The following is a 22,343-nucleotide window of genomic DNA, read 5'->3' as shown; positions in this document are numbered from 1 at the left end:
TCCTATGAGATTTTCGGTGATTTTTACTTGTATTTGTCTTTCCGTTGCAGAAACCAGAATATGAGTATGAGATTATCAAGCAGAAGTAGGTTTGTCACAGACCTTGTAAGAAATCTTACCTAACAAATTCAGAATGATTTTTTATCCGCTTTCAAATGCTGATGACGATGAAAGTTGAACATTAAATTAAATAAATGCAAAATAGTTCGTAATTTGACGGTAAATGCTTGATTTTTAGATATTTTTAAAGGTAAAATAGTTTTAAATAGAAACATTCGGGAGGCGGTAAAATGGTTGGAATTCTACATGACGCAAAAAAACTATTGCTGTTAGGTTCAGGGGAATTAGGAAAGGAAATTATCATTGAAGCCCAAAGACTTGGTGTGGAAACAGTAGCTGTTGATCGCTATCAAGGAGCGCCGGCAATGCAGGTTGCCCATCGTTTTCATGTGATCGACATGCTTGATCGTGGGCAGCTGCGCGGAGTTATTGAAGAAGAACAGCCTGATTTGATAGTGCCGGAAATCGAAGCTATTGACACAGCTGCCCTTCTTGAGCTGGAAAGGGAAGGATATAATGTCATCCCTACAGCATATGCCACTCAACTGACCATGGACAGAGAAGGGATCAGACGTCTTGCAAGCGAACAATTGGGAATACGGACCGCATCATACGAATTCGCGAATTCTTTGGAAGAATTAAAACAAGCAGTTAAGGTTATCGGGACTCCTTGTGTGATTAAGCCGATCATGAGTTCTTCCGGCAAGGGGCAGACAATTTGCCGGACGGAAGCGGATATTGAATTTTCCTGGGATGAAGCGATAGAAAGCGGACGTGGGAAGACCAACAGAGTTATCGTCGAGGAATTCATCAGGTTTGAATCTGAAATTACTTTGCTTACGGTGCGTTCTGTTTCAGGAACTGTTTTTTGTCCACCGATCGGACATATCCAGCAGGACGGCGATTATATTCAGTCATGGCAGCCTCATCCATTGAGCAAGGGTCAAATAAAAGAAGCGGAAGAGATTTCGAGAAAGATTACGGATGCTCTTGGAGGATATGGTGTATTTGGTGTTGAACTGTTTATCACAGAAACAGGGGTGTATTTCAGTGAAGTGTCCCCCCGTCCGCATGATACTGGGATGGTTACCATGGCTACGCAGACGTTATCTGAATTCGCGCTTCATGTCAGAGCAGTGCTCGGACTCCCGGTAGACGACATCGATCTTGTATCTGCCGGAGCAAGCCATGCTGTTAAATCAACGATAGAAAGCGAAGATTTTCAATTAACAGGTATTGATCAGGCATTGGAAGTGCCATCTACACAGATGCGGGTATTCGGGAAACCGAATACGGTCTTAGGCCGAAGGATGGCCGTTGTTTTGAGCCAGGGAACGGACGTGGATGAGGCGTGTAACCGTGCCGAACAAGCTGCATCTCGAATCAAAGTGTCCAGCAGGCAGTTTGTCCACTGAATTTGGGGTGAAAAGCTATTTGCACTCCGATTAGCTAAGGATGTTATCGTTCATTATGAAGCATCCTAAAATCATGGAGGTGTTAAAATGGTTTTCCAAACTAACGAAGGACAGGATGAACACTTTGACGGTGAAAGAGAAGGGATTATTTCTGATAACATCGGAAAAGAAATAGGAGTTCGCTCTGATGCCGGTGAAACATCGGCAAATCCGTTCCATGTCAAATCACTGAAAAAAGACGAAAACATGAAACGGTTTAACAAGACGATGAAATAAAAGTGGAAAGTGTTTGGTCCTATCTTGGACCAGGCACTTTTTTCAAATCTGCACTGTCTTTTGGCACAGAGTCACCAAAGAAGTTCTTCTTCATTGCTAAGTTCGACCATGTAAGGTAAGAAGAAAAAAATGATGAAGAAATTATTCTTTTTTCAATTTCCTCACTTCTTCTTCCAAATCAGCTACCCGTTCTTCTAAGTCTTTTTCAAGTTTTTGTTCCGGTTTTTTTAGCTGTTTGACTATAAATATGGTAACCAAGGCAATCGTAGTAAAGCAAAGCAACAATACGAAGAAAATGATGATTATCGGCATGAATTCTGCTAAAGTCATCCCGTTCCCCCCTATGTAGTAAGAATCGATAACATGATGGTATTTCCCTCCTCTATTAAAACAGAGGCAGTTAATTTCCGTGGTTTTCATTGTTTTCATTTTACTATATAGGAAATGATCTTAGGGCAAAAAGATAAATTATAGCATAAAAAGACCTGTTACTCTTTTGGTGAGTCAGGTCTTTGAAATTATTCTGCAAATCGGTGGTTACCGATTGTGTGGGTTACTTTACGGGTCAAAATCCACTCGCTCTTTGCTGTTTTCGGGTTGTAGAAATATAGGGAGTCATTATTTTGACCGCCATTTGTGAGAGCTTCTTCGACTGCTTTGACGGAATCTTCACCTGGTAATTGATTGATTGAACCATTTTGAACAGGGGAGAAAGCATAAACCTTTCCAGTCCTTTGGTAAACAACTTCCTTTATTGAATCAGGAAAACCTTCATGCTCGACGCGGTTCAAAACAACTGTCGCTACGGCAACTTTCCCTTTATATGATTCACCTTCAGCTTCTGCATGGACAAGTCTTGCCATTAAATTCTTTTCCTCAGCCGAGATGGATGGGGGAAGGTCTTTTTTCTTGCTCGGATTTAGCGAGCTTTGTTTGTGAACTTGTACTTTCTCAGTACGGGAAGGAGAATCCGCGAAATAAGTCGAAATATTCCAAGAGTCTTCTTCATTATTTATAATGGAAGCATCGGCGCTGATCGGTATGGCCAGGTATCCGACAATTAGCGCTGCTGCCAGGAATGATAAATGGTGTTTTTTCATTGCTTCAACCTCCTAGTAAACGTGAAGTCTACTAAAAAGGCTATCAATTGTAACATAGTTATTCATTAACCAAAAAATAACATTTGAAATTCAAGCAATATAACCCCAGTGATTGTCAGGGAAGGGGCGGTTCCTGGTAATATATCCCTTACCGGAGAAACCGTTCAACTTTAACCAACAATAGAAAATTAAGGATGTTTTTTGACAATATTACATGAATATTACCATTGTCCAGAGAGAGGTAGGGGGAACAAATGGTGCAGTTGGTCGAATTGCAAAACAATGACAGACATATAAATCAAGTAGCAGACTTGTATAATTACATATGGAATTATAATGACCGGTTAATTAATGAACGGTTGGTGAGACATGCTGATTACGTGGGATTCAAGGGTTTGCTATTGCTTTCAGATGACAGAGAATTGCTCGGGTATGTATATGGATACCACTCATTGCCCGGGCAATATTACAGAGATTTGATGGAAAGCGATCTACCGTACTCAGCTTCGAAAGTATGGTTTGAAGACTGTTTTGAGTTGGTGGAACTTGGTGTGCATCCATTGCAAAGAAATAAACACTTTGGCAGATTATTAATGGAAAAACTCTTGGAAAAAGTTCCTTATAAAAAGTCTGTATTAACTACGCAAACAAATAATACAGCTGCCAGGGCTTTGTATGAATCTTCAGGTTGGACCGTTGTCAAGGAACCTTTTTATCCGGTAGGTAAACAGCGGCCTTTCGTGATTTTCGGAAAGCAATTGAAATGAGATTCAATCACTTATTTATGCATCATTTATTTAAGCGTATCTGCTGTCAGATGCGCTTTTCCTGCTTACTCCGAAAGTTCAATTAAACCATCCATCAAGTGGACTGAGGGTTCAAAGCGAATTATATGTTATAATATTGTTTTAATGGTCAAAAAAGTGAAACCAAATCCAATCAGTCACCGTATATAATAAAGATAAGATTACATTTCGGGAGGGGAGCAGCGTGTTCGAAGTACTTTTTGAATTGCCGATGAATTTACAGTTCTACATATGTCTGATGTCGGCACTTCTGCCGTTGTCCCTTCATATTGCAAAACAAATGATGGATGGACCATCAAACAGTTATACTTTGTTGAGGACAAGCAATGGCTGCGAAAGGTCGCTTGTCGGTGGTGTGCAGGTCAGCCAGGATTGCATGTTCGATACCATCATATGTTGTATAACCACTTGCATTAAGAGAAAGGATGCACCTGATTCAGATAATGACGACCATCATACCCTCCTTGTCGTTTAGATTTAACATTATAAGGAGGAGTATGTTGAAACGTTTATTTTTCATTACAAATATATTTATTTTTACAACTTTGCTGTTAAGCGGATGTTCTGGCAGCGATACAGGTGATGGCGGTTTTTTGCATCTTGTTTTCGTCGCCCCTTTTACCTACTTGATCAAATCAGCTGCATATCTGTTCGATGGCAGTTATGGGATTGCCATTATCCTGGTCACGTTGTTAATCCGGCTCCTGTTGATGCCTTTTATGCTAAAACAGTATAAAAACCAAAAGCATATGAAAGAAAAAATGGCAGTCATAAAACCGGAAATGGATCGGATCCAGCAGGAATTGAAGAAGAGCGAAAAACGGGAAGATCAGGCCGAATTGCAAAAGGAAATGATGGAGCTTTACAGAAAGCACGGCGTAAACCCATTATCGATGGGATGTCTCCCAATGCTTATCCAGATGCCTGTTTTGATGGGATTCTACTATGCCATCAAGAGCTCGACGGAAATTGCCACTCATACATTTTTGTGGTTTAACTTGGGAGAGCCGAACATCCCGCTTGCATTGATTGCCGGGGCCATTTATTTTCTTCAGTTTAAAGTACAGCAGAAAAGCATGCCTGTCGACCAGCAGCAAGGGAACCAGATGATCAAGCTGATGGGATTGATATCCCCGGCTATGATTCTGATCGTTTCGTTGAATTTGCCCGCCGCCCTTCCTTTATATTGGTCGGTAGGAGGTCTGTTCGTGATTATGCAGACGCTTTTTGCACACAATGTTTACTTGAATGATTCAAAGGAACGGCTGGAAGAATCCGCGCCATCGAACAATTGAATGATGAATCAAAAAACCAGTTCCCCTTAAAGGAACTGGTTTTCTAGAATATTTACAGGTTGATTTTGACATCTGCCTGTTCCCGCAAATCCTCCACGATTTTTTGGGTTTCTTCTATTTCTTTTTGGCTTATAATTTGTTGTTCGACATCGGATTTAACTTCCTCCAAAGGCGGAATTTCCGACTCTTGTCCATTTTGTTGGGTCATTTTCTCTTGTTGTGCGACCATTTGGTTGTATGTTTTTTCAATCTCTTCATCAGTGGCCTCTATGTTACCCGATTTTTCGGCAACAAGTTTATCCACCTTTACTTGCATTTCAATCTGGGAATTGACTTCTTCTTTATCCATTCCTTGTTCTTCCAAAGCAGACAAAAACTCTTCCTTCGATTCGAGTCCGTTTTCTGCTGCCAATTCATCCATTGTTTCATTGATGTCATCTTCGGAAGCTTTATAGCCAGCATTGTTTGCTTCTTGAACAAGCAGTTCCTGGCCGATCAAGGATTCCGCGGTTTGTTTCTTCAACTGATCCTGGTCTACACTTTCCCCTGTCATTTGGGATTGCATAGCCATTTGTTGGTATTGCCCTTCGTAAGTCGACACAAATTCTTCTTTGCCGATTTCTTCTCCATTTACTTCTGCTACTACCTTTGGGATATTTTCTAAATCAGGTTCGGGGGTTTCTGCCTGTTCTGTTTTATTTCCTGCAGCTTCCTCTTGCTGCTTAGCCTCTTCATTATCATTTCCGCATGCAGTGGTGACCGCAACAACCGCTGCAAGGGATACACTCAATAACCATTTTTTGTTCAATTTACATTCCCCTTTCGTATTCGCGTTGGTCGTCATTGTAGCATCGTTATTCACTAGCTGTAAACTTCACACTTTACCGTCTTTCGATATATGGGAAGGACATTTTTTTCTCTCAACCCTGCCAGTCCGGGCTTCTCGGGAATTTATTTTTCGCATCGAGAAGAAATATGTAAAAAGTGTGTAAAAATCCTTGAGTAGTAAAATGGTACCGTCTCTTGTATATAAATTCTTTAGGCAAATGCTCCATTTATTGATAGAGGCTGGCCGGGCAGCAATTTTAATCATTGCTGATAAGTGTGTTAACACGAATCTGACCAATTGGGCATAAAATGTACCATTCTTTAAGGAAATGGGATTGAGGTGACGGTATGGCTGTCATATCAGGTGCCGAATATATAGACCGTATTAATCAGCTCAAGTCTGAAATTTGGATCGACGGCAAAAAAGTGGAAGGACTGATTTCAAACCACCCAGCTTTTCGGGGGATCATGAAAAGCAAGGCTGAGCTGTATGATCTTCAGAAAGATATTAAGTGGAAAGAATTCCTTGTTCATAAAGACAATAAACTCCAAAAAGAATATGGAATGTCGTTTTTGATACCCGAAACACGGAATGACCTTGCTAAACGCAGGAAGGCGACACAGTTATGGGCCAGACATTCGGCAGGATTGATGGGGAGAAGTCCTGACTATATGAATACAGCATTATCCTCATTTGCTGCTTCTGTGCATTTGTTGAAAGATCAGAAGAACTGCTTTCCTGAAAACATTCTCAAGGTTTATGAATATGCAGCGGAACGGGACTTTTCATTTACACATACATTTGTCAATCCACAGAAAAATCGTTCGTCACTAGCCTTTTTGGATGAGGACTCTACAAATGCGCGTGTTGTGAAAGAGACGAAGGATGGCATTATTGTCAAAGGGGCAAAGCTGCTCGCCACACAAGGAGGCATAACAGATGAATTGATTGTCTTTTCTTCTCCGGGACCTATCGATGCTGCGGAGGCGCACGCATTTTCCATTCCAAGCAATACCGAAGGGCTGAAATTTATATGCCGCAGATCGTTTGCAGCGAATGGTCCTGCTTACGATTCTCCTTTAAGTGGAAGATTTGAAGAAATGGATTCGGTTATTGTCTTTGATAATGTTCTGGTTCCTTGGGACCGGGTTTTTTTCTACAACAACAAGGAAGCGGCGGACAAATTTTTTGTGAATAGCTATTTTGCCCCGTTCACTTTGCATCAAATCGTTTCCAGACAGGTTGTCAAAACAGAATTCGTCCTTGGGTTGGCTCAACTTATCGTCGAGACGATCAATATCTCGGAATACCAGCATGTGCAGAGCAAAGTTGCGGAAATTATCAAGGGACTGGAGTGTGCCAAAGCCCTGCTGACCCAGTCGGAATTAGAAGCAGCGGCAGATCAGCAAGGGGTGATGGTGCCAGAGCGTACACCGCTTTATGTGGCGGTGAACATGTTTCAGGAAATATATCCGAGATTCATAGAGATTATCCAATTACTTGGAGCGAGCGGGATGGTTACTCTTCCCGAACAAACCCAGTTCCAAGCAGAAATCGGGGAAAAGTTAGAGCACTACCTACAAGCATTTGAAGTCGGCGGAAGGGAGCGGGTTGGAATCTTCAACTTGGCTTTTGACTTATGCATGAGTGCTTTCGGCTCCAGACAAACACTCTATGAGCAATTCTTCTTCGGAGATCCGGTCAGGCTTTCCCAAATAATCTATCATTCCTACCCAAAAAGCGGGCATGTATCTTTTGCCAAGCAGTTTCTGGACAGGAAATAATTCTGACCAAAAAAAAGAAGGTGAGCGGGGTATTCCCCGTTCACCTTCTTCTTGTTTAGTAAACCTTGTCTCCGTTGAAAATGGAATTTTTAACGACCACATAGTCCACGTTCCGGATAGCTTCCAGCTTGCTGCCGCCTGCGTATGAAATAGAGGACTGTAGATCCTGTTCCATTTCGTTCAGGGTATCTTGAAGGTGTCCTTTGTATTCAACGAACATCTTTTTACCTTCGACATTCTTTTTTTCGCCTTTTTGGAACTCAGAAGCAGATCCGAAATATTCTTTAAATAACTTTCCGTCTCTTTCAACTGTCTCGCCGGGAGATTCTTCATGGCCTGCGAATAATGAACCGATCATTACCATTGTAGCTCCGAAGCGGATCGATTTAGCAACATCCCCGTGGGTGCGGATACCGCCATCGGCGATGATTGGCTTACTTGCTGCCTTGGAGCACCAACGGAGCGCAGCCAATTGCCAGCCGCCTGTACCAAAGCCTGTTTTTACCTTGGTGATACATACTTTTCCGGGCCCAATCCCTACTTTTGTAGCATCCGCTCCGGCATTCTCAAGCTCGCGAACCGCTTCAGGAGTACCTACATTGCCGGCGATGACAAAGCTTTCTGGCAGGTTTCTTTTGATATGCTGGATCATTTCGATGACTGCATTTGAATGGCCGTGCGCGATGTCGATAGTGATGTATTCCGGTACAAGTCCTTGTTCTGCTAATTGCTCGACAAAGCCATATTCTTCTTCTTTCACTCCGACACTGATTGAAGCATAAAGACCGCGGTTATTCATGTCTTTGATAAAGTCAATTCTTTTTTCCGGTTCAAAACGATGCATAACGTAAAAGTAACCATTTTCCGCCAAGTGCGTCGCTATTTTTTCATCTATTATTGTCTGCATATTCGCAGGTACTACAGGCAATTTAAAAGAACGCCCGCCTAAACTTACAGTGGTATCACATTCAGAACGGCTGTTCACTACACATTTCGCTGGAATTAATTGAATATCTTCATAATCAAACACGTTTTCCATGTTGTACACCCCTAAACACGAATATTATAAAATAGTTAATTGGAATTGTTCGTACATTTGGTAATATACCTTACTTTGGTTAGTAAGTCAAAGTATTTTTTTTAGAATAGGAAAGAATCCTGAACTTTCATTACTGCAAGAAAGGAATTAAGAGAGCGGATGGCGAATCATTTCTAATGGACAAAAATAACAAAGGGGTTTAGAAATGATCGAAAGAATAGATACTATTTGTATGCAAGTAGAGAATGTCGAAAAAGCAAGTACATGGTATGAGGAAAAGCTGGGTTTTCAGCTTTCTTTTATAGGAGAAGGCTATAGAGTATTGAATGTTGGTGACAGCCCGGTACCTTTGACGATTGAAGAAGCGGGTGCCTCCCGAAAGGAGAACAGCAGCTATCCAATCTTTTTTGTACCGGAGATTGAGAAGGCTTATCAAGATCTCCAAAACAAAGGAGTCCAAGTTTCAAAACTCCATAAAGATAAAGATAACTGCTATTTTGATTGTTATGATTTAGATAATAACAGACTGCAATTCTGCTTTTGGGAATAAACCATTCAACGTGTACGGCAACTGTTAACTTTTTGTTTAACGATACCGTGATTGGTCAAAATAACCATATGAAATCTTATCAATCTAACCATTTTAAAGGTGGACTTATTATATGAAGGTCAGAATCGAAGTTTCCTACCGGACAAAAAAAGGAACGGAAACTGTATTCAGCTCGGACGAATTAAGAGCACCAAAAGCCATCCTGATTGCGGAAGACTTGGAAAAGACAGGTCGGGCCAGAAATATCCTGTTCAAAGACCGTCAAGAGCTGACTTGGACAATGAAAGAGCTTAAGGAATTTCTGAAAGGGATTGAGACAGAACCCCACAATGTGGCGGTCTACTTTGACGGAGGATTCGACTTGAAGACCAAGCAATCAGGTTTGGGGTGTGCCGTTTATTATGAACAGAACGGTAAGTCGTTCCGACTCAGAAAGAATGCGCTTGTAGACGAGCTGGATACAAATAATGAAGCGGAATACGCTGCGCTTAATCTCGGACTACAAGAAATAGAATTGCTTGGTGTCCATCACTTGCCGGTAACTATTACCGGTGATTCCCAAGTAGTCATCAATCAATTGGACGGGGAATGGCCGTGCATGGAAGAGGAATTATCAAAGTGGGCAGACAAAATTGAACAAACTTTCAGCCGGTTAGGGATTACGCCGGAGTATCAACTCATTTCCCGTAAAAAGAACCGAGAAGCCGACCACCTGGCATCCCAGGCTTTGAAGGGTGTGGAAATAACCAGTACGATCGAAATCAAATAAACTAATAACACGAATAAAGCCGGATTCCATTCAGGATACCGGCTTTATTTTTGCATTCATAATTTACACCATATTACTTTGACAGACAAAGTAATATGGTGTAAATTATATTTCAGGAGGTGAATTAATTTGGGCAACAAGATTTCTACGGATTTAATCCGCGGCCATACCGACACCATCATTTTAAATGTGTTACGGCAAGGCGACAGCTACGGCTACCAGATCTATAAGACCATTATCAAGTTGAGCGGGCATCAATATGAATTAAAGGAAGCGACGCTTTATACAGCCTTTCGCCGCTTGGAAAAAGAGGGTTATATTGTCTCCTATTGGGGTGATGAAACGCAGGGAGGTCGGCGCAAGTATTACCGGATTGCTGAAGAAGGGCTTGAGCGTTATAGGCAAAACAAACAAGATTGGGAGTTTGCCAAAACAATTTTAAATCAATTAATTGAAGGAGGTATCGAACCGGATGCGAAGCCAGAAGGGTTTGAATGAAAAAATAAAAGCATATTTGGATGATTTGTTCGCAGGAGTCGGGGAAAGTCAGCAGCTGTTTGACTTAAAAGAAGAACTTGCCATCAATTTGAGAGAGAAAATCGGTGATTACGAAAAGACCGGAATGAGTCAAGAGGAAGCGTTTAAAGCGGCAGTCAGTTCCATGGGTGATCTCAGTGGATTGGTCGATGATATGCGTGAAGCGGGCCGGGATAAAGCAAGGCAAAATGTTTATACCTCTATGTCTGAACGGATATCGACTGCAGGTTTGATTGTTGGAATATTGATCATCTTATTCGGTGCCCTGACAACCGCGATGATATGGTTCATGGGTCTTCAGTTAGAAGCTGTTATGGGACCGGTCATTTTCATCGTATTTGGCGGAGCCATTCTCACGTACAGTTTATTGACAAGGGAAACGAGAAAGAAGTATGCCATGAACAGAGTCCGTGCCATCCTTTATTCATTGTCAGCAGGCCTGCTTTTGTTCAGTCTGTATGTCGGTTTTACATCGGGTTTTGCGACCGGCGAAGTGTTTATCGGTATCAGTACATTTATGGTTTTCTTTTTAATCGGGATAGGATTGTTGCTTGGATTACTATTTACAGGTAGTGATCGAAGAAAATAAGGAGGCTTGGTTTGATGAAATGGAACGTGAAGGAAAAAATCGAAAGAAAAGCCCCTTGTATCAAGACAAGGCGGCCAATCTTTGACAATTTGTGCCGTTAGAGGGCAGCTTTTGAAGAGAAGTGTTGGGGCACTTCTCTTTTGTTTATTATACTGGAAAAGTTTACGTGAATCCACCGACCGTTTATTTCCTATTTACTTTATTCGTCTGTTGGATGACAATATAGATAGGAATCTGTACGTGAAAGGGAGTTAAAACGATTGAAAAAGTTTCTCACCTATGAAGAAATTCAAGATAAATGCGAACAATTAAATGAAACGTATCAAATAGAAGAAGAAAAGTTTTATCAAGTTGTCGAAAAGTGGGCAGACCGGCAAACGACTACAGAACAAAAATTACTGTCCAGTTTTTCAGAGCTTCTGCAAGTGGTAAGTGATGAAATATCAGGGATCGAAGAAGCTGTTGAGATGGAATCGACATGCAGGTTGGGATGTGCGTTTTGTTGTTATTTTCCAATCATTATCAACGGTATGGAAGCAAAGTTGATGAAGAAAGCAATCGAAAACTTTCCCGAACAGAGAAGGAGAGAAATCGAAAATCATTTAGAAACATACTATCAGCAATACGCCAGCCAGTTGGAAGAGATCGTTGGTTTGGATTTTGAATCTGATGAAGGGTTTAAAAAGAAATATAAACAGAAGAACTTGCCATGTGCCATGCTTGATACGAAGACGAATCAATGCATGGCCTATGAAATCAGACCGCTACCATGTAGGACCTATGTCAACTATACCGATCCGAAGGTTTGTGAACAGCAAGTGATGCCAAAGGAAACATTGAGTTTCGAGTTTTTATACAGCGAGTATATGGGAGCATTGAATGAATTCGTGCAATATTTGTATGAAGAAGAAGATACCGCCTTTATTAATTATCCAGATGATGTTTATGTTCATGACTATTTAGTGAATTGGTTCAGGGATTAGTTGTATCCCCCTCATTGGGTTCATGCGCTGATCTGTTCTCTGTGCGGAACTTTTCCTTTTGTTGTTTGGAGGACGCTTGAATCTGTTCATAGGACGGATTGGTGATAAACAGAACTTGGTTTTTGATATGGCCGTCTTTGTCCATTATTTTCACATCCTTTTCGTCTTTTTCCACAGCAGCTTACTATCCTGCTGACCAGGTAATCTATATTGATAGTTTGGATTGCTAAGCCAATTTTATGTATGGACATCACGCAAAAAAATCCCAGCAAATCTGCTGGGATTTTTGTTATGAAGCCCTTCTGTCTTTTCTTTTTCCCGGAACTTTGAAAGAGGAATAGATGAGTGCCCCGATAAGGAATATTCCGAGATAACCGATAAGTGGGTAGAAAAAAGCCACCAAGTCGGTGAATCCGGCAAAACTTGCAGCAAATGCCGCAATCAATGTGAGAATGATCAATGTTTTGAATTTCTGAGTGCCAGTCACGGCAAAGCGGGCTCCGAAAGCAAAGAACATGCTTACGGCTGTATTGAAAATCATTCCGAACAAGATCAGTGAATAAATGACTCCCAAGATAGGGGAATAGTTGCTGACAATATGTAAAAGCGGCATATCGAATTGAGCGGCCGTTCCGACTTGGGAAAAGATCGCCAGGTGGCTCAGCAGGATAAGAATTCCCAGCCCAAATCCTCCAGCCAAACCGCCGAGTGAAGCAATTCGTTCATTTTTTTCTGCTCCGCCCATTACAATCGACATGGAAGCCCCTAAGGCGATATTGAATGAAACATAGTTTATGGCAGAAATAAACCAATTGGGTAGTGCAGATGGCTGGTCACTGGCAATCGCGTCCAACTCCGAAAAAGACGATTCCATACTGATAACAGAGAATAACGAAATGATAATCACCGATATAATCAGAAAAGGGGTAATACTTCCTATCACCGCCACTACCCGGTCTACTTGGAGCATGGCTGTGAAAAAGACAAGAATCGTCATTAACGCTGCTCCGATTACAGGAGACAGTCCCAGCTGTTGATCAAGAATAGATCCGGCGCCTGCGACCATTACCACACCCACACCGAATAGAGTGAAAATGATAATATAATCGACGACAATGCCCATGTACCGTCCGCTGATCTGATAGATGGCCTCTTTGTGCGAGTTCGTTTGCAGCCGGCTGCCAAGTCTTGTTAATGTCATCCCGAGATAGGCGAATAGTGCTGTTGCGACTATGCCGGCAAATGTCCCCATTATTCCAAAGCTCGTAAAATACTGTAATACTTCCTGTCCAGAGGCGAAGCCCGCACCGACAATAATGCCGATAAAGGCGCTTGCCATTTGTAAAACTTTTTTCATGATGTCCTCCAATGTCTGTGATGGAAAGATGGTGTTTTTCATTATTTTCAACTTATATATGATAACAAATTTATTAGATATCCTGTTTGAAAAAGTGCTGATATAAAAAATGTTCTACTTTTCAAATTTTTCCTCGAGAATAGCTGTTCAGTCTTCACTGAAAAACCCTTCATGAATCTTCCTTACTTTTTCTGCAAAGCTATCCATAGGGACAAACCTTGCTTCCCTCAAGATTTCTTTACCATTATTGTAAAGCAAAAGTACGGGGGCGGTGAATGCCATGAAGTAGCCCGCGGCTTCCGGTACTTCTTCTACATTAACCGTGCCTGTCCCAATTTCCGGAAACTTGTCCATAACCTCCTCAACCTGAGGAAGCAAACCATGGCAGACGCTTCAATGGGTAGACCAGATGAATAGAAACGATAATGAATGTTGATGGATAAATTGATCGATGTCTGTGATCGAATTCAAAGCTTGCATATACATCCTCCTTTTACGTTTAGTATTCCGAGGGGAGCTGTGTTGCAGAACCTGTTGGGAGAAATGAAAGAAATCAATAGGTAGAGCATAACAACGCTGCTCTTAGTTCAGCCTCCACTCAGTAATGTATATTTACTTCATCCATTTCCCTTTTCTTACCTGTTGACACTTTCTCTTTGTGTTAGGATCAAAAGATTCCTCCAGGGTTGATCGGATAAAGTTTCCCATCCAATGTAAAAGAAGCCTTTCCAGTTTCCTCAGAAACAATGAGCACTAAAGCATCACTGACTTCCGACAATCCCAGTGCCGCCCTGTGTCTTGTTCCAAAACTTTGGTCCTGCGTCACACTTTGAGAGAGTGGAAGCACATTACCGGCAGAAACGATGGAGTTTTTTTTGATTAGTACTGCACCATCGTGGAGAGGGCTGCCTGGGTAGAAAATGGATTCCAGCAATGGGTAGGAAAGATTGGCTCCGACCACCGTTCCTTTGGTAATAACAGGTTCCAGAGAAGTTTCCCTCTGGATGACGATCAAAGCCCCATGTTTCCGTTCGGATAAATGGCGGATTGCGATTGACAACTCCTGGTAACGGTCTGTGAACGGGGATAGATAGGAATTCAAGTAATAAGAGGCAGCTGTCATTTGCAAATCGCTAAAAAGAAAATGTACTTTTTCGAACTCGTTCAGAATGCAGCAATCTTTGTTTGCGATTGTATCAAGCATATGTCCAATGTCTTTTGTAATCTGATTTAGGTACCTTGTTAAATGCATCTGCATGGTGTGGGAAAGCCGGATATCGGACGCATCCATTGTTTGTTGCTCCTTTGCTGTCAGTTTGGTTTTTAGATTTTCCTCAAGATGTCAAGTTATTCTGATTAACGCAGACAAATAAACATACTGACAGACTAAAAGAGAAGCCAGCAGTTGGCTTCTCTTTTCCTTAACAGCAATTACCGGCATCTCCAAGCAGGGATAGCCCGCTGTTGTCACCGCTGACATCAAGAGTCAATGTTTGAGTATGGGGTTCGATAACCGGTTCGATTGCCACCTTGATGCCATTGATGGTGCTTAATGAATCATCTTGTTTAGGCTCATCCAGAGCCATTCCTATTCTTGGGGTGCCTCAGCCATAGCCGTCAAAGTATAGACGGATACCTGAAACTTTTTCTTTGCGCAGCATATCTTCCAAAAGACCGCGTGCTTCGTCAGTTATAACCACGGTTCAATCTTCCTCTCCCTTTTTAGTCTATCTATCATTCTACCTGCTGTATCATTTTAATGGCAATAACCGAATTTAACAAGTACGTTACCTATAGCACGAAGAGCACAGTTTCTTAATTATTATCGTTGCTTATATTTTTCATGGTAAGCTGCATGCGTTGGTTGAAAAGGGTAGGGTACGATAAATACCCAAGCATGATGCTTGTCAAGACGGCTGTTGTCAGAATAAGGAACAGGATAAGCAATTGAAATTGGACAGCTTGAACTGGATCTGCTCCTGCTATGATCTGACCGCTCATCATACCTGGTAACTGGACGAGCCCGATTGTTTTCTGGCTTTCGATGGTAGGTATTGTGCTCGCCTTAATGGAAGCGATCAACTGGGTATGGATCGCCTGTTTTGGTGTTCCGCCCAATGAAAGGATCAATTCCAATTCATCCTCCCGCGTATCGACCTCGGAAATAAACCGGTTCAAAAATAGAATCGATAAAACCATCGAATTTCCAATAATCATCCCGCTTATCGGAATGATATACTGAGCCGTAGCGGGTGTGATCGACAAACCAAGCAATATACCCTGTGTAAGCACTTCGACGAGAAGGAAAGTAGCAACCAGTTTCCAGGTGATCCCCTTGATCGATTTTCCTTTTCTTCGGGCATTTTGCGTTGCAGCCCCGATCATAAGGGCCACCATTAAAAAGATATAGATGATATTTTCCGTATCAAATACAAATTGCAGGAGGAAACCGACTGCCAGCAATTGAACAATGGAGCGGATTGCAGCGATGGTTGTATCCTTTTCCAGACCCAGACGCAATGTTTTGGATAAAACGAGGGGAATAATAACAAATATAAGGGCAAGGGATAAAGTGAAATAACTCATTCTTCTTCCCCCTTAACAAACCGTCTTACCTCATCGTTGGCAGGATTTCGAAGAATACTGCTGTCGCCTGTTTCCGCAAGCGCGCCCGACATCATAACCCATGTATAATCGCCGATAGTCCGTGCTTGATGAAGGTTATGGGTGATCCAAATGATGGTGGTTCGGTATTTTTTGTTAATCCGGATGATCAGTTTTTCGATATCATGCTGTGAAACCTGATCGAGTGAAGAGGTTATTTCATCAAGCAGCAGAACAACAGGCCGATTGACAAGGGTGCGTGCTATTGATAATTTTTGCCGCTGACCACCGGATAAATCTTTAACATTGCGTTGGAGAAAATCCTTGTCCAATCCGACTAGTTCCAGCAATTCACCAGCATCCTCATCCTTGAGTTGTTTTCCTTGCAGTTCCAATGGAAGTCCAAGATTCTTCCGGACACTGCCGCTAACCATAGTTGCTTTTTGCAAGGCAATTCCCACTTTTCTTCTCAGTTCAATCGGATTATATTCCTCGATAGGTTTCTCATTAATAAAGATGTCACCGGAATCAGCAGAACGGAGTCCGTTGCAAAGGCGGAAAAGGGTGCTTTTTCCTGCGCCGGAGGGACCAACCAATGTGGTAATCTTCCCTTCCGGAAAAGACCCTGTAATATTTCTCAGGATATGCAACCCATCTGTCGAGTAATTGACGTTATGGAATCGAATGGCCGTATCTGTTGTCTGGTTCATTTCAGGTCCTCCTTAATTCCTTTGCTACTAGGTTGGTTTCCCCAATATTATTCCATAAAACAAATCGATTGTCCCTTTTAGATTGCCATTGCTTGATGATTTCACTCCTTTTCGTTCTTTAGTCTTTGTACCAACTGAACCAGTTATTTCTATTAATTAGAAGTGATTTCATCCAAATGGAATTCCATAAAATCAAGGAAGTGCTATAATAATGGGAGAAGGAGGGAAACTTATGGATCCATTAGAAATTGTCGGAAACCTGCATAATACCAAGCCGATTTACCAGCCAATCATCAGTGCTATCAGGCATACCGTCATCGGATATGAAGTACTTGGTCGGTACCGTAACGGTGATGAATGGGTCAGCCTGGGAGATTTTTTCCTGGATTCAGAAGTGCCTGAAGAATTCAAAGTAGAAGTGGATCAACACCTGTTGAAAATGGCAATCAAAGATATGCTCGATACCAACACAGAAGGTTATCTGTTTATCAACCGGAATGCGAAGCAGTTAATGGTAAATGACGGGGAAGACCTGCTGCAAACATTGATTTCTTTCGAACAAAAAGGATTTTCCATGAGCAGAATTGTGATCGAGGTGACAGAACATGACTTTGATGAAGAATTTGAAAATCTCAATCACTTGCTCCTATATTATAAAACATATGGAATCCAGGTTGCTGTCGACCATGTCGGTGCCAAGAGTGCTAACATCGACCGGATCAGACAGCTGGAGCCCCATATTCTGAAGATTGATACAGATATCATCCGCAATCATAAATCAGACGGGTTCCAGGATATCATGCATTCCCTTTCTATGCTGGCCCGGCGCATTGGAGCTGCCTTATTGTTCGAAAACATAGAAGATAACTTTCAACTGCATTTTGCCTGGAAACATGGCGGCCGTTACTACCAGGGTTATTATCTTGCCAAACCAGGATTCGATCTTACAGCCAAACGCCCATTATCGGTAAATGTCACTGAGAAAGTTTCCGAGTACATACGCAGGGAAAAAAGGCTGGTCGAAGAAAGAGTCAACCATGTTCTTGCATGGGAGCAAAAGGTGAAAAATGCTATTCCGAATTGGCATGGTCCGAAAAAAATCGATACTTTTATCGAAGCACTCACAGCTTACTTCGATGAAGAGAGTTTTCGCATGTTTATATGTGACAGTGACGGGCAGCAAGTATCTGCCAACTTTAGGAAACGTGGGAAAGAATGGGAAATAGAGCCGGATAAAAAAGGTTCGAATTGGGCTTTCCGGCCGTATTTTCTGGAAAATACCATGCAGATGAAAACATGGAACAGAGGAATATTGTCTGATATATACTCTGACATAGAGACAAGGGAAATGATCAGGACATTCAGCTACCCGCTTACAGATCAGTATTTCTTGTTTATCGACATCCAATATTCTTTCCTTTATGATAATGAATCTCTTTTGATTTAGTTTTATAATGATGGGCACTTGTGCATCGGATATGACTGCATGGGTGCTTTTTTACATTATTTAAGCTATCATTGAAAATATTATGATACTACTAAGCCCTTGGCAGGAATAGATGGAGGGGCAACGAAGAAAATGAAATTAACCAGAAAATTAATTAAAGAAAGATGTGGAGACACTTCTTATAAAGGCGGGGAGACGTTTTTTCGAAAAAACAAAGTAATGATTCAAGAAATCACCCCGCATCAATGGAAAGCCACTGTTTCAGGGACAGAAGACTTCCAAGTCACCGTGACAAAGGACGAAGCAGGAAACCTTCTGACAGCATGCTCCTGTCCGACACTGGCTAGTTTCAAGAAAGATTGTCAGCATATTGCAGCTGTATTACTAACCATAAATGAACGGCAGGAAGGCCAACAGCTGACTGACAGCTTCTTCAATCTATTTAAAGGTAAGCCACAACGGTCAAGTTCACACCAGCCGTATTTTGATGACAGGGAAGTACTCGAAGTATCGTTCACATGCGAACCTGTACGTGTAAGGGAGAAGGATAGTTTGTTCGGAATCGGAGTAAGCATCGGTTCTATAAAAGTAAACGAAATTCTACCCTTTTTAAAAAGTTTTCAAGCAGGTGCGCCATTTCAAGTATCGTCTGTTTTCACCATTGATTTAAGTTACCACTGTTTTGACGTCGAATCAGATGCCGTTATAAAGCAATTGATCGAAGTGATGGAAGATAAGCGTTTTTTTGAAGAATCCGGTAAGAGAGACTTATTAGTAATTCCGCCTTCTTCCTGGGAAAAGCTGCTGCCATTACTGGAGAAGACCCATGCTTACGTCGAGAATGGAGAAGGCGTGCACGAACTGCAAGTTGCTGAAGAAAGGCTGCCATTACGATTTGAACTGGATGGAGATGATGATAAAGGCTACCATTTGAACGTTGCCGGTTTAGATACCATGCTCCTTCTGCAGCCGTATCGTGTCGTTGCCTATAAAGGAAGAATCAATAAATTGGCTGCTGATGACTGCAGGCGGATCGCTGAACTGCAGAGAGTGTTGGAAAAGTCACCCAATGATTCAATTCCTATCCCCGGCGAACAACTCCGGTTCTTTTTGGAACAAATCGTTCCGGGTTTGCACGGTCTGGGCGAAGTCTCTGTTGCAAAGTGGATCAGAAACAAACTTGGTCAGGAACCTCTTGTTGCAAAACTTTATTTGGACCGGATAAGAAACCGGCTGCTCGCTAGTCTGGAATTCCATTACGGCCATGTTGTGATTAACCCGGTGAAGGTTTCTGAACCAAATCCACATCCGGGATTGTTGAGGGATACCAAAAAAGAACAACAACTTTTGGATTTGATGGAAGAAAGTTTGTTTACAAAGACAGAAACCGGTTATTATCTCCAAAACGAAGAATTGGAATATGATTTTTTAAGGTATCAGGTGCCAAGACTGCAGAGACTCTCATCCGTCTATACGACAACAGCCGTCCGAACCAGGGTTGTCAAAGACCGACATTTTCCGAAAATCAGGGTAAAGGTGAACAAGGAACGATCAAACTGGCTCGAATTCAAATTTGAGATGGAAGGTGTACCGGATGAGGAAATCAAAGAACTGCTTTCCGTCCTGGAAGAAAAACGGAAATACTATCGTTTGAAGAGTGGTTCGCTGTTATCACTGGAAACGAAAGAGTTCCAGGAGGTCCAACGCTTTCTTTCCGGTCTTCCTGTAAAGGAGAAGGGACTGGAAAACGGGTTGAGCATCCCTCCTGAACAAGCTGTGCAGCTTTTGGACTCCTTTGAAGGAAGCAGCACGTTTATCACAGAAAAATCGTTCCGCGAGTTTCTTGATGCAATCCGGCGTCCGGGAAGCTTGAAGTATGATGTACCTGTTGAGATGCAGGGAGTTTTAAAGAAATACCAGGTTCAGGGGTACCGATGGATGAAGACGCTGGCGAACTACCGTGTCGGTGGAATTCTTGCAGATGATATGGGACTAGGCAAGACAGTGCAAAGCATTGCTTACATGCTGTCGGTCGTGCTGGATTGCCGCGAAGGAAAAATGCCCGTTCTCGTTGTTTGTCCGTCTTCTGTCACATACAACTGGAAAAGTGAATTGGAGAAATTCGCCCCGGACCTCCTTGTGAAAATTGTAGATGGTCCTAAGACGACGAGGAAGAATAAAATGGAGGACCTGAACAGCTGTGATGTAGTCATTACTTCATATCCCATTTTACGGAGGGATATTTCTGCTTTTGAGAGGATTTCTTTTCACACAGTCTTTTATGATGAAGCCCAGGCTTTCAAAAATCCGATTACCCAGACTGCAAGAGCTGTAAAAAGAATCAAGGCCGATTATCGTTTCGCGCTAACTGGTACCCCTGTAGAAAATTCCCTTGAGGAACTTTGGTCCATATTTCATGTCGTATTTCCCGAGTTATTCCGAGGCCTGCAGGAATACAGTCATTTAACCAAAAAGACCATTTCACGGAGGGCAAAACCATTTATTCTTCGTCGATTGAAGAAAGATGTACTCTCTGAATTGCCGAAAAAGCGTTTAAGTCTTGAGTCAGTGGAGTTGTTCCCGGAACAGAAGAAACTTTATGCCGCATATTTGGCAAAACTCCGTCATGACACGCTGAAACATCTGGATAAAGATACATTCCGAAAAAACAAAATCAGGATACTTGCAGGTTTAACGAGACTTCGCCAGATTTGCCTCCATCCAGGTCTGTTTGTTGACAATTATCAAGGCAGTTCATCGAAATTCGAGAAGCTGTTCACGCTTATTGACGAAGCACAGCGTGCAGGCAGAAGAGTCCTTATATTTTCCCAGTTCACCAAAATGCTTGATTTGATTGGGAGAGAACTGGCCGCTAAAGGCAATTCTTTTTTCTATCTAGATGGTCAGACTCCTTCAGAAAAAAGGGTGGGTATTTGTAACAGATTCAATGAGGGGGAGCGCGATTTGTTCCTGATTTCATTGAAAGCAGGAGGCACAGGCCTAAACCTTACAGGAGCCGACACGGTCATCATGTTCGATAGCTGGTGGAACCCTGCAGTAGAAGAACAAGCAGAGGATCGTGCCTACCGGATCGGACAGTTCCGTGACGTACAGGTGATAAAGCTCGTCACTCGTGGTTCCATTGAAGAAAAAATGAATGATTTGCAGGAGAAAAAAAGACATCTTTTCAAAGAATTGATTGATGCCGAAGCCGATGGGCCGTCCGAGCTTTCAGAAGATGACATAAAAGAGCTTTTGTCCATTAACGCTTGACAGAAAAAATGCCAGCATGGAGCTGGCATTTTTATTATAAAAGTTTTAGGTTGTTTCTTTGGAAAAATGGTTTGCCAAAGCAATAATCATAGCCCCCATTTTTGGCTTGTCCGGTTCGACGACTCTTTGGATGCCGGCATTTAGGAGTTCTTCTCCTGTCACCTTGCCTACTGCTACAGCCACCACTTTATTTCTGAAAGCATCCAAAAGGCCTTGCTTGTTAGGGGAGTCCGTAAATAGGTTTTGGACCTGGGTTTTACTAGTGAAAATGACGGCATCCAATTCCCTGTGGACGATAGAAGCCCTTAAGTTTTCAAGTGTATTTGTTTCCGGGGGCAGATAGTAGTAAGGCATGGATATGTATATGGTTATCGGAAGAGATTCCAACTGTTTGATCAAACGCTCTTCGTCTTTGTTGTATGCCTGGAAAAAAAACTGTCTGCCATGGATATCCTGGGATTTCAATCCGTTGATAAGTTGATCCATCGTTCCGTCTGGAGAAGTAAAGGCGGGTTGTAAACCCCATTTTTTCATCCAGGCCACCGTTTTGCTTCCTCGAACCGCCAACTTGGTCTGCTGCAATGAATCAATATATGCATCAAGGCGTCCAATTCGATTCGCAGCCTGTTCTAAAGCTTCCGCTCCAATACCAGTGGTAAGAATCACCCAGTCGAATTGGCTTTGAATCAAATGCTCCACATCTTCTTCGGCCTTTTTTTCGTTCAGCAGCCGTTGACCTTGGATCGAGCGGACTACCGGTGTGCCGCCTTTCTTTCGGATGATCTCGCTTAAGGCCTCCGATTTGCGGTCTGCTGCAAGGCCTATTTGTTTTCCGGTTAATTCTTGCATGATCTAGCTCCTTTCCGCCGAATTTACTATTGGTTGATAAAAGCATTATGTTCCATGATAAAGGGGACCCA

General features: G+C 42.2%; 25 protein-coding genes. 13 read left to right on the top strand and 12 right to left on the bottom strand.

Translation table 11 applies throughout. The features are described 5' to 3' along the window. The first annotated feature begins 290 nt into the window (after positions 1–290). Entirely contained in the window at positions 291–1,475 is a 1,185-nt protein-coding gene (purT, locus tag CZ434_RS06225; protein WP_077622328.1) for a formate-dependent phosphoribosylglycinamide formyltransferase, read from the top strand. Between the two features lie 87 nt (positions 1,476–1,562). Continuing rightward, entirely contained in the window at positions 1,563–1,751 is a 189-nt protein-coding gene (locus tag CZ434_RS06220; protein ID WP_077622327.1) for a hypothetical protein, read from the top strand. A gap of 141 nt (positions 1,752–1,892) precedes the next feature. On the opposite strand, the gene CZ434_RS06215 is transcribed toward CZ434_RS06220, so the two are convergent. After that, entirely contained in the window at positions 1,893–2,081 is a 189-nt protein-coding gene (locus CZ434_RS06215) for a hypothetical protein (RefSeq protein WP_077622326.1), read from the bottom strand. Positions 2,082–2,269: 188 nt separating this feature from the next. Continuing rightward, positions 2,270–2,851 carry a cell wall hydrolase gene (locus tag CZ434_RS06210; protein ID WP_077622325.1) on the bottom strand — a complete coding sequence of 194 codons (582 nt, stop codon included), beginning with the start codon at positions 2,849–2,851 and terminating at the stop codon, positions 2,270–2,272. A 254-nt stretch (positions 2,852–3,105) separates the two neighbouring features. On the opposite strand from CZ434_RS06210, the gene CZ434_RS06205 reads away from it, so the two are divergent. The 3 genes from CZ434_RS06205 (at position 3,106) to yidC (ending at position 4,952) form a co-directional block, all read left to right on the top strand. Continuing rightward, a complete protein-coding gene (locus CZ434_RS06205; protein WP_077622324.1) occupies positions 3,106–3,618 on the top strand; it encodes a GNAT family N-acetyltransferase in 513 nt (170 codons plus the stop codon). 223 nt (positions 3,619–3,841) lie between these two features. After that, the gene (locus tag CZ434_RS06200; protein ID WP_077622323.1) at positions 3,842–4,132 is read left to right on the top strand and encodes a hypothetical protein; all 291 of its coding nucleotides are present in this window, start codon (positions 3,842–3,844) and stop codon (positions 4,130–4,132) included. 25 nt (positions 4,133–4,157) lie between these two features. Next, positions 4,158–4,952, top strand: a complete 795-nt coding sequence (gene yidC, locus CZ434_RS06195; RefSeq protein ID WP_245830927.1) for a membrane protein insertase YidC — start codon at positions 4,158–4,160, stop codon at positions 4,950–4,952. Positions 4,953–5,004: 52 nt separating this feature from the next. On the opposite strand, the gene CZ434_RS06190 is transcribed toward yidC, so the two are convergent. Then, a complete protein-coding gene (locus CZ434_RS06190; protein ID WP_077622321.1) occupies positions 5,005–5,760 on the bottom strand; it encodes a SurA N-terminal domain-containing protein in 756 nt (251 codons plus the stop codon). A gap of 368 nt (positions 5,761–6,128) precedes the next feature. Between CZ434_RS06190 and hpaB the strand changes: the two genes are divergently transcribed. Next, positions 6,129–7,565 (top strand): 4-hydroxyphenylacetate 3-monooxygenase, oxygenase component, encoded by a 1,437-nt coding sequence (gene hpaB / locus CZ434_RS06185; RefSeq protein ID WP_077622320.1) that lies wholly within the window; start codon positions 6,129–6,131, stop codon positions 7,563–7,565. Positions 7,566–7,620: 55 nt separating this feature from the next. Here the strand turns inward: hpaB and guaC are convergent, their stop codons facing one another. Beyond that, the gene (gene guaC / locus CZ434_RS06180; RefSeq protein ID WP_077622319.1) at positions 7,621–8,604 is read right to left on the bottom strand and encodes a GMP reductase; all 984 of its coding nucleotides are present in this window, start codon (positions 8,602–8,604) and stop codon (positions 7,621–7,623) included. Positions 8,605–8,809: 205 nt separating this feature from the next. On the opposite strand from guaC, the gene CZ434_RS06175 reads away from it, so the two are divergent. The 5 genes from CZ434_RS06175 (at position 8,810) to CZ434_RS06155 (ending at position 12,032) form a co-directional block, all read left to right on the top strand. Next, entirely contained in the window at positions 8,810–9,154 is a 345-nt protein-coding gene (locus tag CZ434_RS06175; protein WP_077622318.1) for a VOC family protein, read from the top strand. Between the two features lie 112 nt (positions 9,155–9,266). Continuing rightward, positions 9,267–9,923 (top strand): ribonuclease H family protein, encoded by a 657-nt coding sequence (locus CZ434_RS06170; protein WP_077622317.1) that lies wholly within the window; start codon positions 9,267–9,269, stop codon positions 9,921–9,923. Positions 9,924–10,052: 129 nt separating this feature from the next. Beyond that, positions 10,053–10,421 carry a PadR family transcriptional regulator gene (locus CZ434_RS06165; protein WP_077622316.1) on the top strand — a complete coding sequence of 123 codons (369 nt, stop codon included), beginning with the start codon at positions 10,053–10,055 and terminating at the stop codon, positions 10,419–10,421. Then, positions 10,396–11,049 (top strand): permease prefix domain 1-containing protein, encoded by a 654-nt coding sequence (locus CZ434_RS06160; RefSeq protein ID WP_077622315.1) that lies wholly within the window; start codon positions 10,396–10,398, stop codon positions 11,047–11,049. Before CZ434_RS06165 ends, CZ434_RS06160 begins: the two co-directional genes overlap by 26 nt. 260 nt (positions 11,050–11,309) lie before the next feature. Next, positions 11,310–12,032: a YkgJ family cysteine cluster protein gene (locus tag CZ434_RS06155; RefSeq protein WP_077622314.1), complete on the top strand. Its 723-nt coding sequence runs from the start codon at positions 11,310–11,312 to the stop codon at positions 12,030–12,032. Here the strand turns inward: CZ434_RS06155 and CZ434_RS06150 are convergent. The 7 genes from CZ434_RS06150 to CZ434_RS06125 form a co-directional block, all read right to left on the bottom strand. Continuing rightward, on the bottom strand, positions 12,022–12,207 hold the full coding sequence (locus tag CZ434_RS06150; protein ID WP_077622313.1) for a hypothetical protein: 186 nt from the start codon (positions 12,205–12,207) through the stop codon (positions 12,022–12,024). The genes CZ434_RS06155 and CZ434_RS06150 overlap by 11 nt on opposite strands. A 114-nt stretch (positions 12,208–12,321) precedes the next feature. Next, on the bottom strand, positions 12,322–13,389 hold the full coding sequence (locus CZ434_RS06145) for a YkvI family membrane protein (RefSeq protein ID WP_077622312.1): 1,068 nt from the start codon (positions 13,387–13,389) through the stop codon (positions 12,322–12,324). A 147-nt stretch (positions 13,390–13,536) separates the two neighbouring features. Beyond that, positions 13,537–13,743 (bottom strand): YbbN family protein, encoded by a 207-nt coding sequence (locus CZ434_RS22445; RefSeq protein WP_245830926.1) that lies wholly within the window; start codon positions 13,741–13,743, stop codon positions 13,537–13,539. 313 nt (positions 13,744–14,056) lie between these two features. Continuing rightward, positions 14,057–14,680, bottom strand: a complete 624-nt coding sequence (gene cdaS, locus CZ434_RS06135; RefSeq protein ID WP_077622311.1) for a sporulation-specific diadenylate cyclase CdaS — start codon at positions 14,678–14,680, stop codon at positions 14,057–14,059. Between the two features lie 130 nt (positions 14,681–14,810). Beyond that, positions 14,811–14,975 carry a hypothetical protein gene (locus CZ434_RS21995; protein WP_179107131.1) on the bottom strand — a complete coding sequence of 55 codons (165 nt, stop codon included), beginning with the start codon at positions 14,973–14,975 and terminating at the stop codon, positions 14,811–14,813. Between the two features lie 229 nt (positions 14,976–15,204). Then, positions 15,205–15,975 carry an ABC transporter permease gene (locus tag CZ434_RS06130; RefSeq protein WP_077622310.1) on the bottom strand — a complete coding sequence of 257 codons (771 nt, stop codon included), beginning with the start codon at positions 15,973–15,975 and terminating at the stop codon, positions 15,205–15,207. Further along, positions 15,972–16,703, bottom strand: coding sequence for an ABC transporter ATP-binding protein (locus CZ434_RS06125; protein WP_077622309.1), 732 nt, complete (start codon positions 16,701–16,703; stop codon positions 15,972–15,974). The genes CZ434_RS06130 and CZ434_RS06125 overlap by 4 nt, the downstream gene beginning before the upstream one ends. Positions 16,704–16,935: 232 nt before the next feature. Here CZ434_RS06125 and CZ434_RS06120 point away from each other — a divergent pair, with 232 nt between their 5' ends. Continuing rightward, positions 16,936–18,150 carry an EAL domain-containing protein gene (locus CZ434_RS06120; RefSeq protein ID WP_077625087.1) on the top strand — a complete coding sequence of 405 codons (1,215 nt, stop codon included), beginning with the start codon at positions 16,936–16,938 and terminating at the stop codon, positions 18,148–18,150. A gap of 132 nt (positions 18,151–18,282) precedes the next feature. Then, positions 18,283–21,423 carry a DEAD/DEAH box helicase gene (locus CZ434_RS06115; protein WP_077622308.1) on the top strand — a complete coding sequence of 1,047 codons (3,141 nt, stop codon included), beginning with the start codon at positions 18,283–18,285 and terminating at the stop codon, positions 21,421–21,423. 45 nt (positions 21,424–21,468) lie between these two features. Here the strand turns inward: CZ434_RS06115 and CZ434_RS06110 are convergent, their stop codons facing one another. After that, on the bottom strand, positions 21,469–22,272 hold the full coding sequence (locus tag CZ434_RS06110) for a uroporphyrinogen-III synthase (protein ID WP_077622307.1): 804 nt from the start codon (positions 22,270–22,272) through the stop codon (positions 21,469–21,471). Positions 22,273–22,343: the final 71 nt, after the last annotated feature.

This window comes from Sediminibacillus massiliensis, assembly GCF_900156915.1.
Classification (GTDB): domain Bacteria; phylum Bacillota; class Bacilli; order Bacillales; family Amphibacillaceae; genus Sediminibacillus_A; species Sediminibacillus_A massiliensis.
This window is presented reverse-complemented; position numbering and strand designations above follow the sequence as displayed.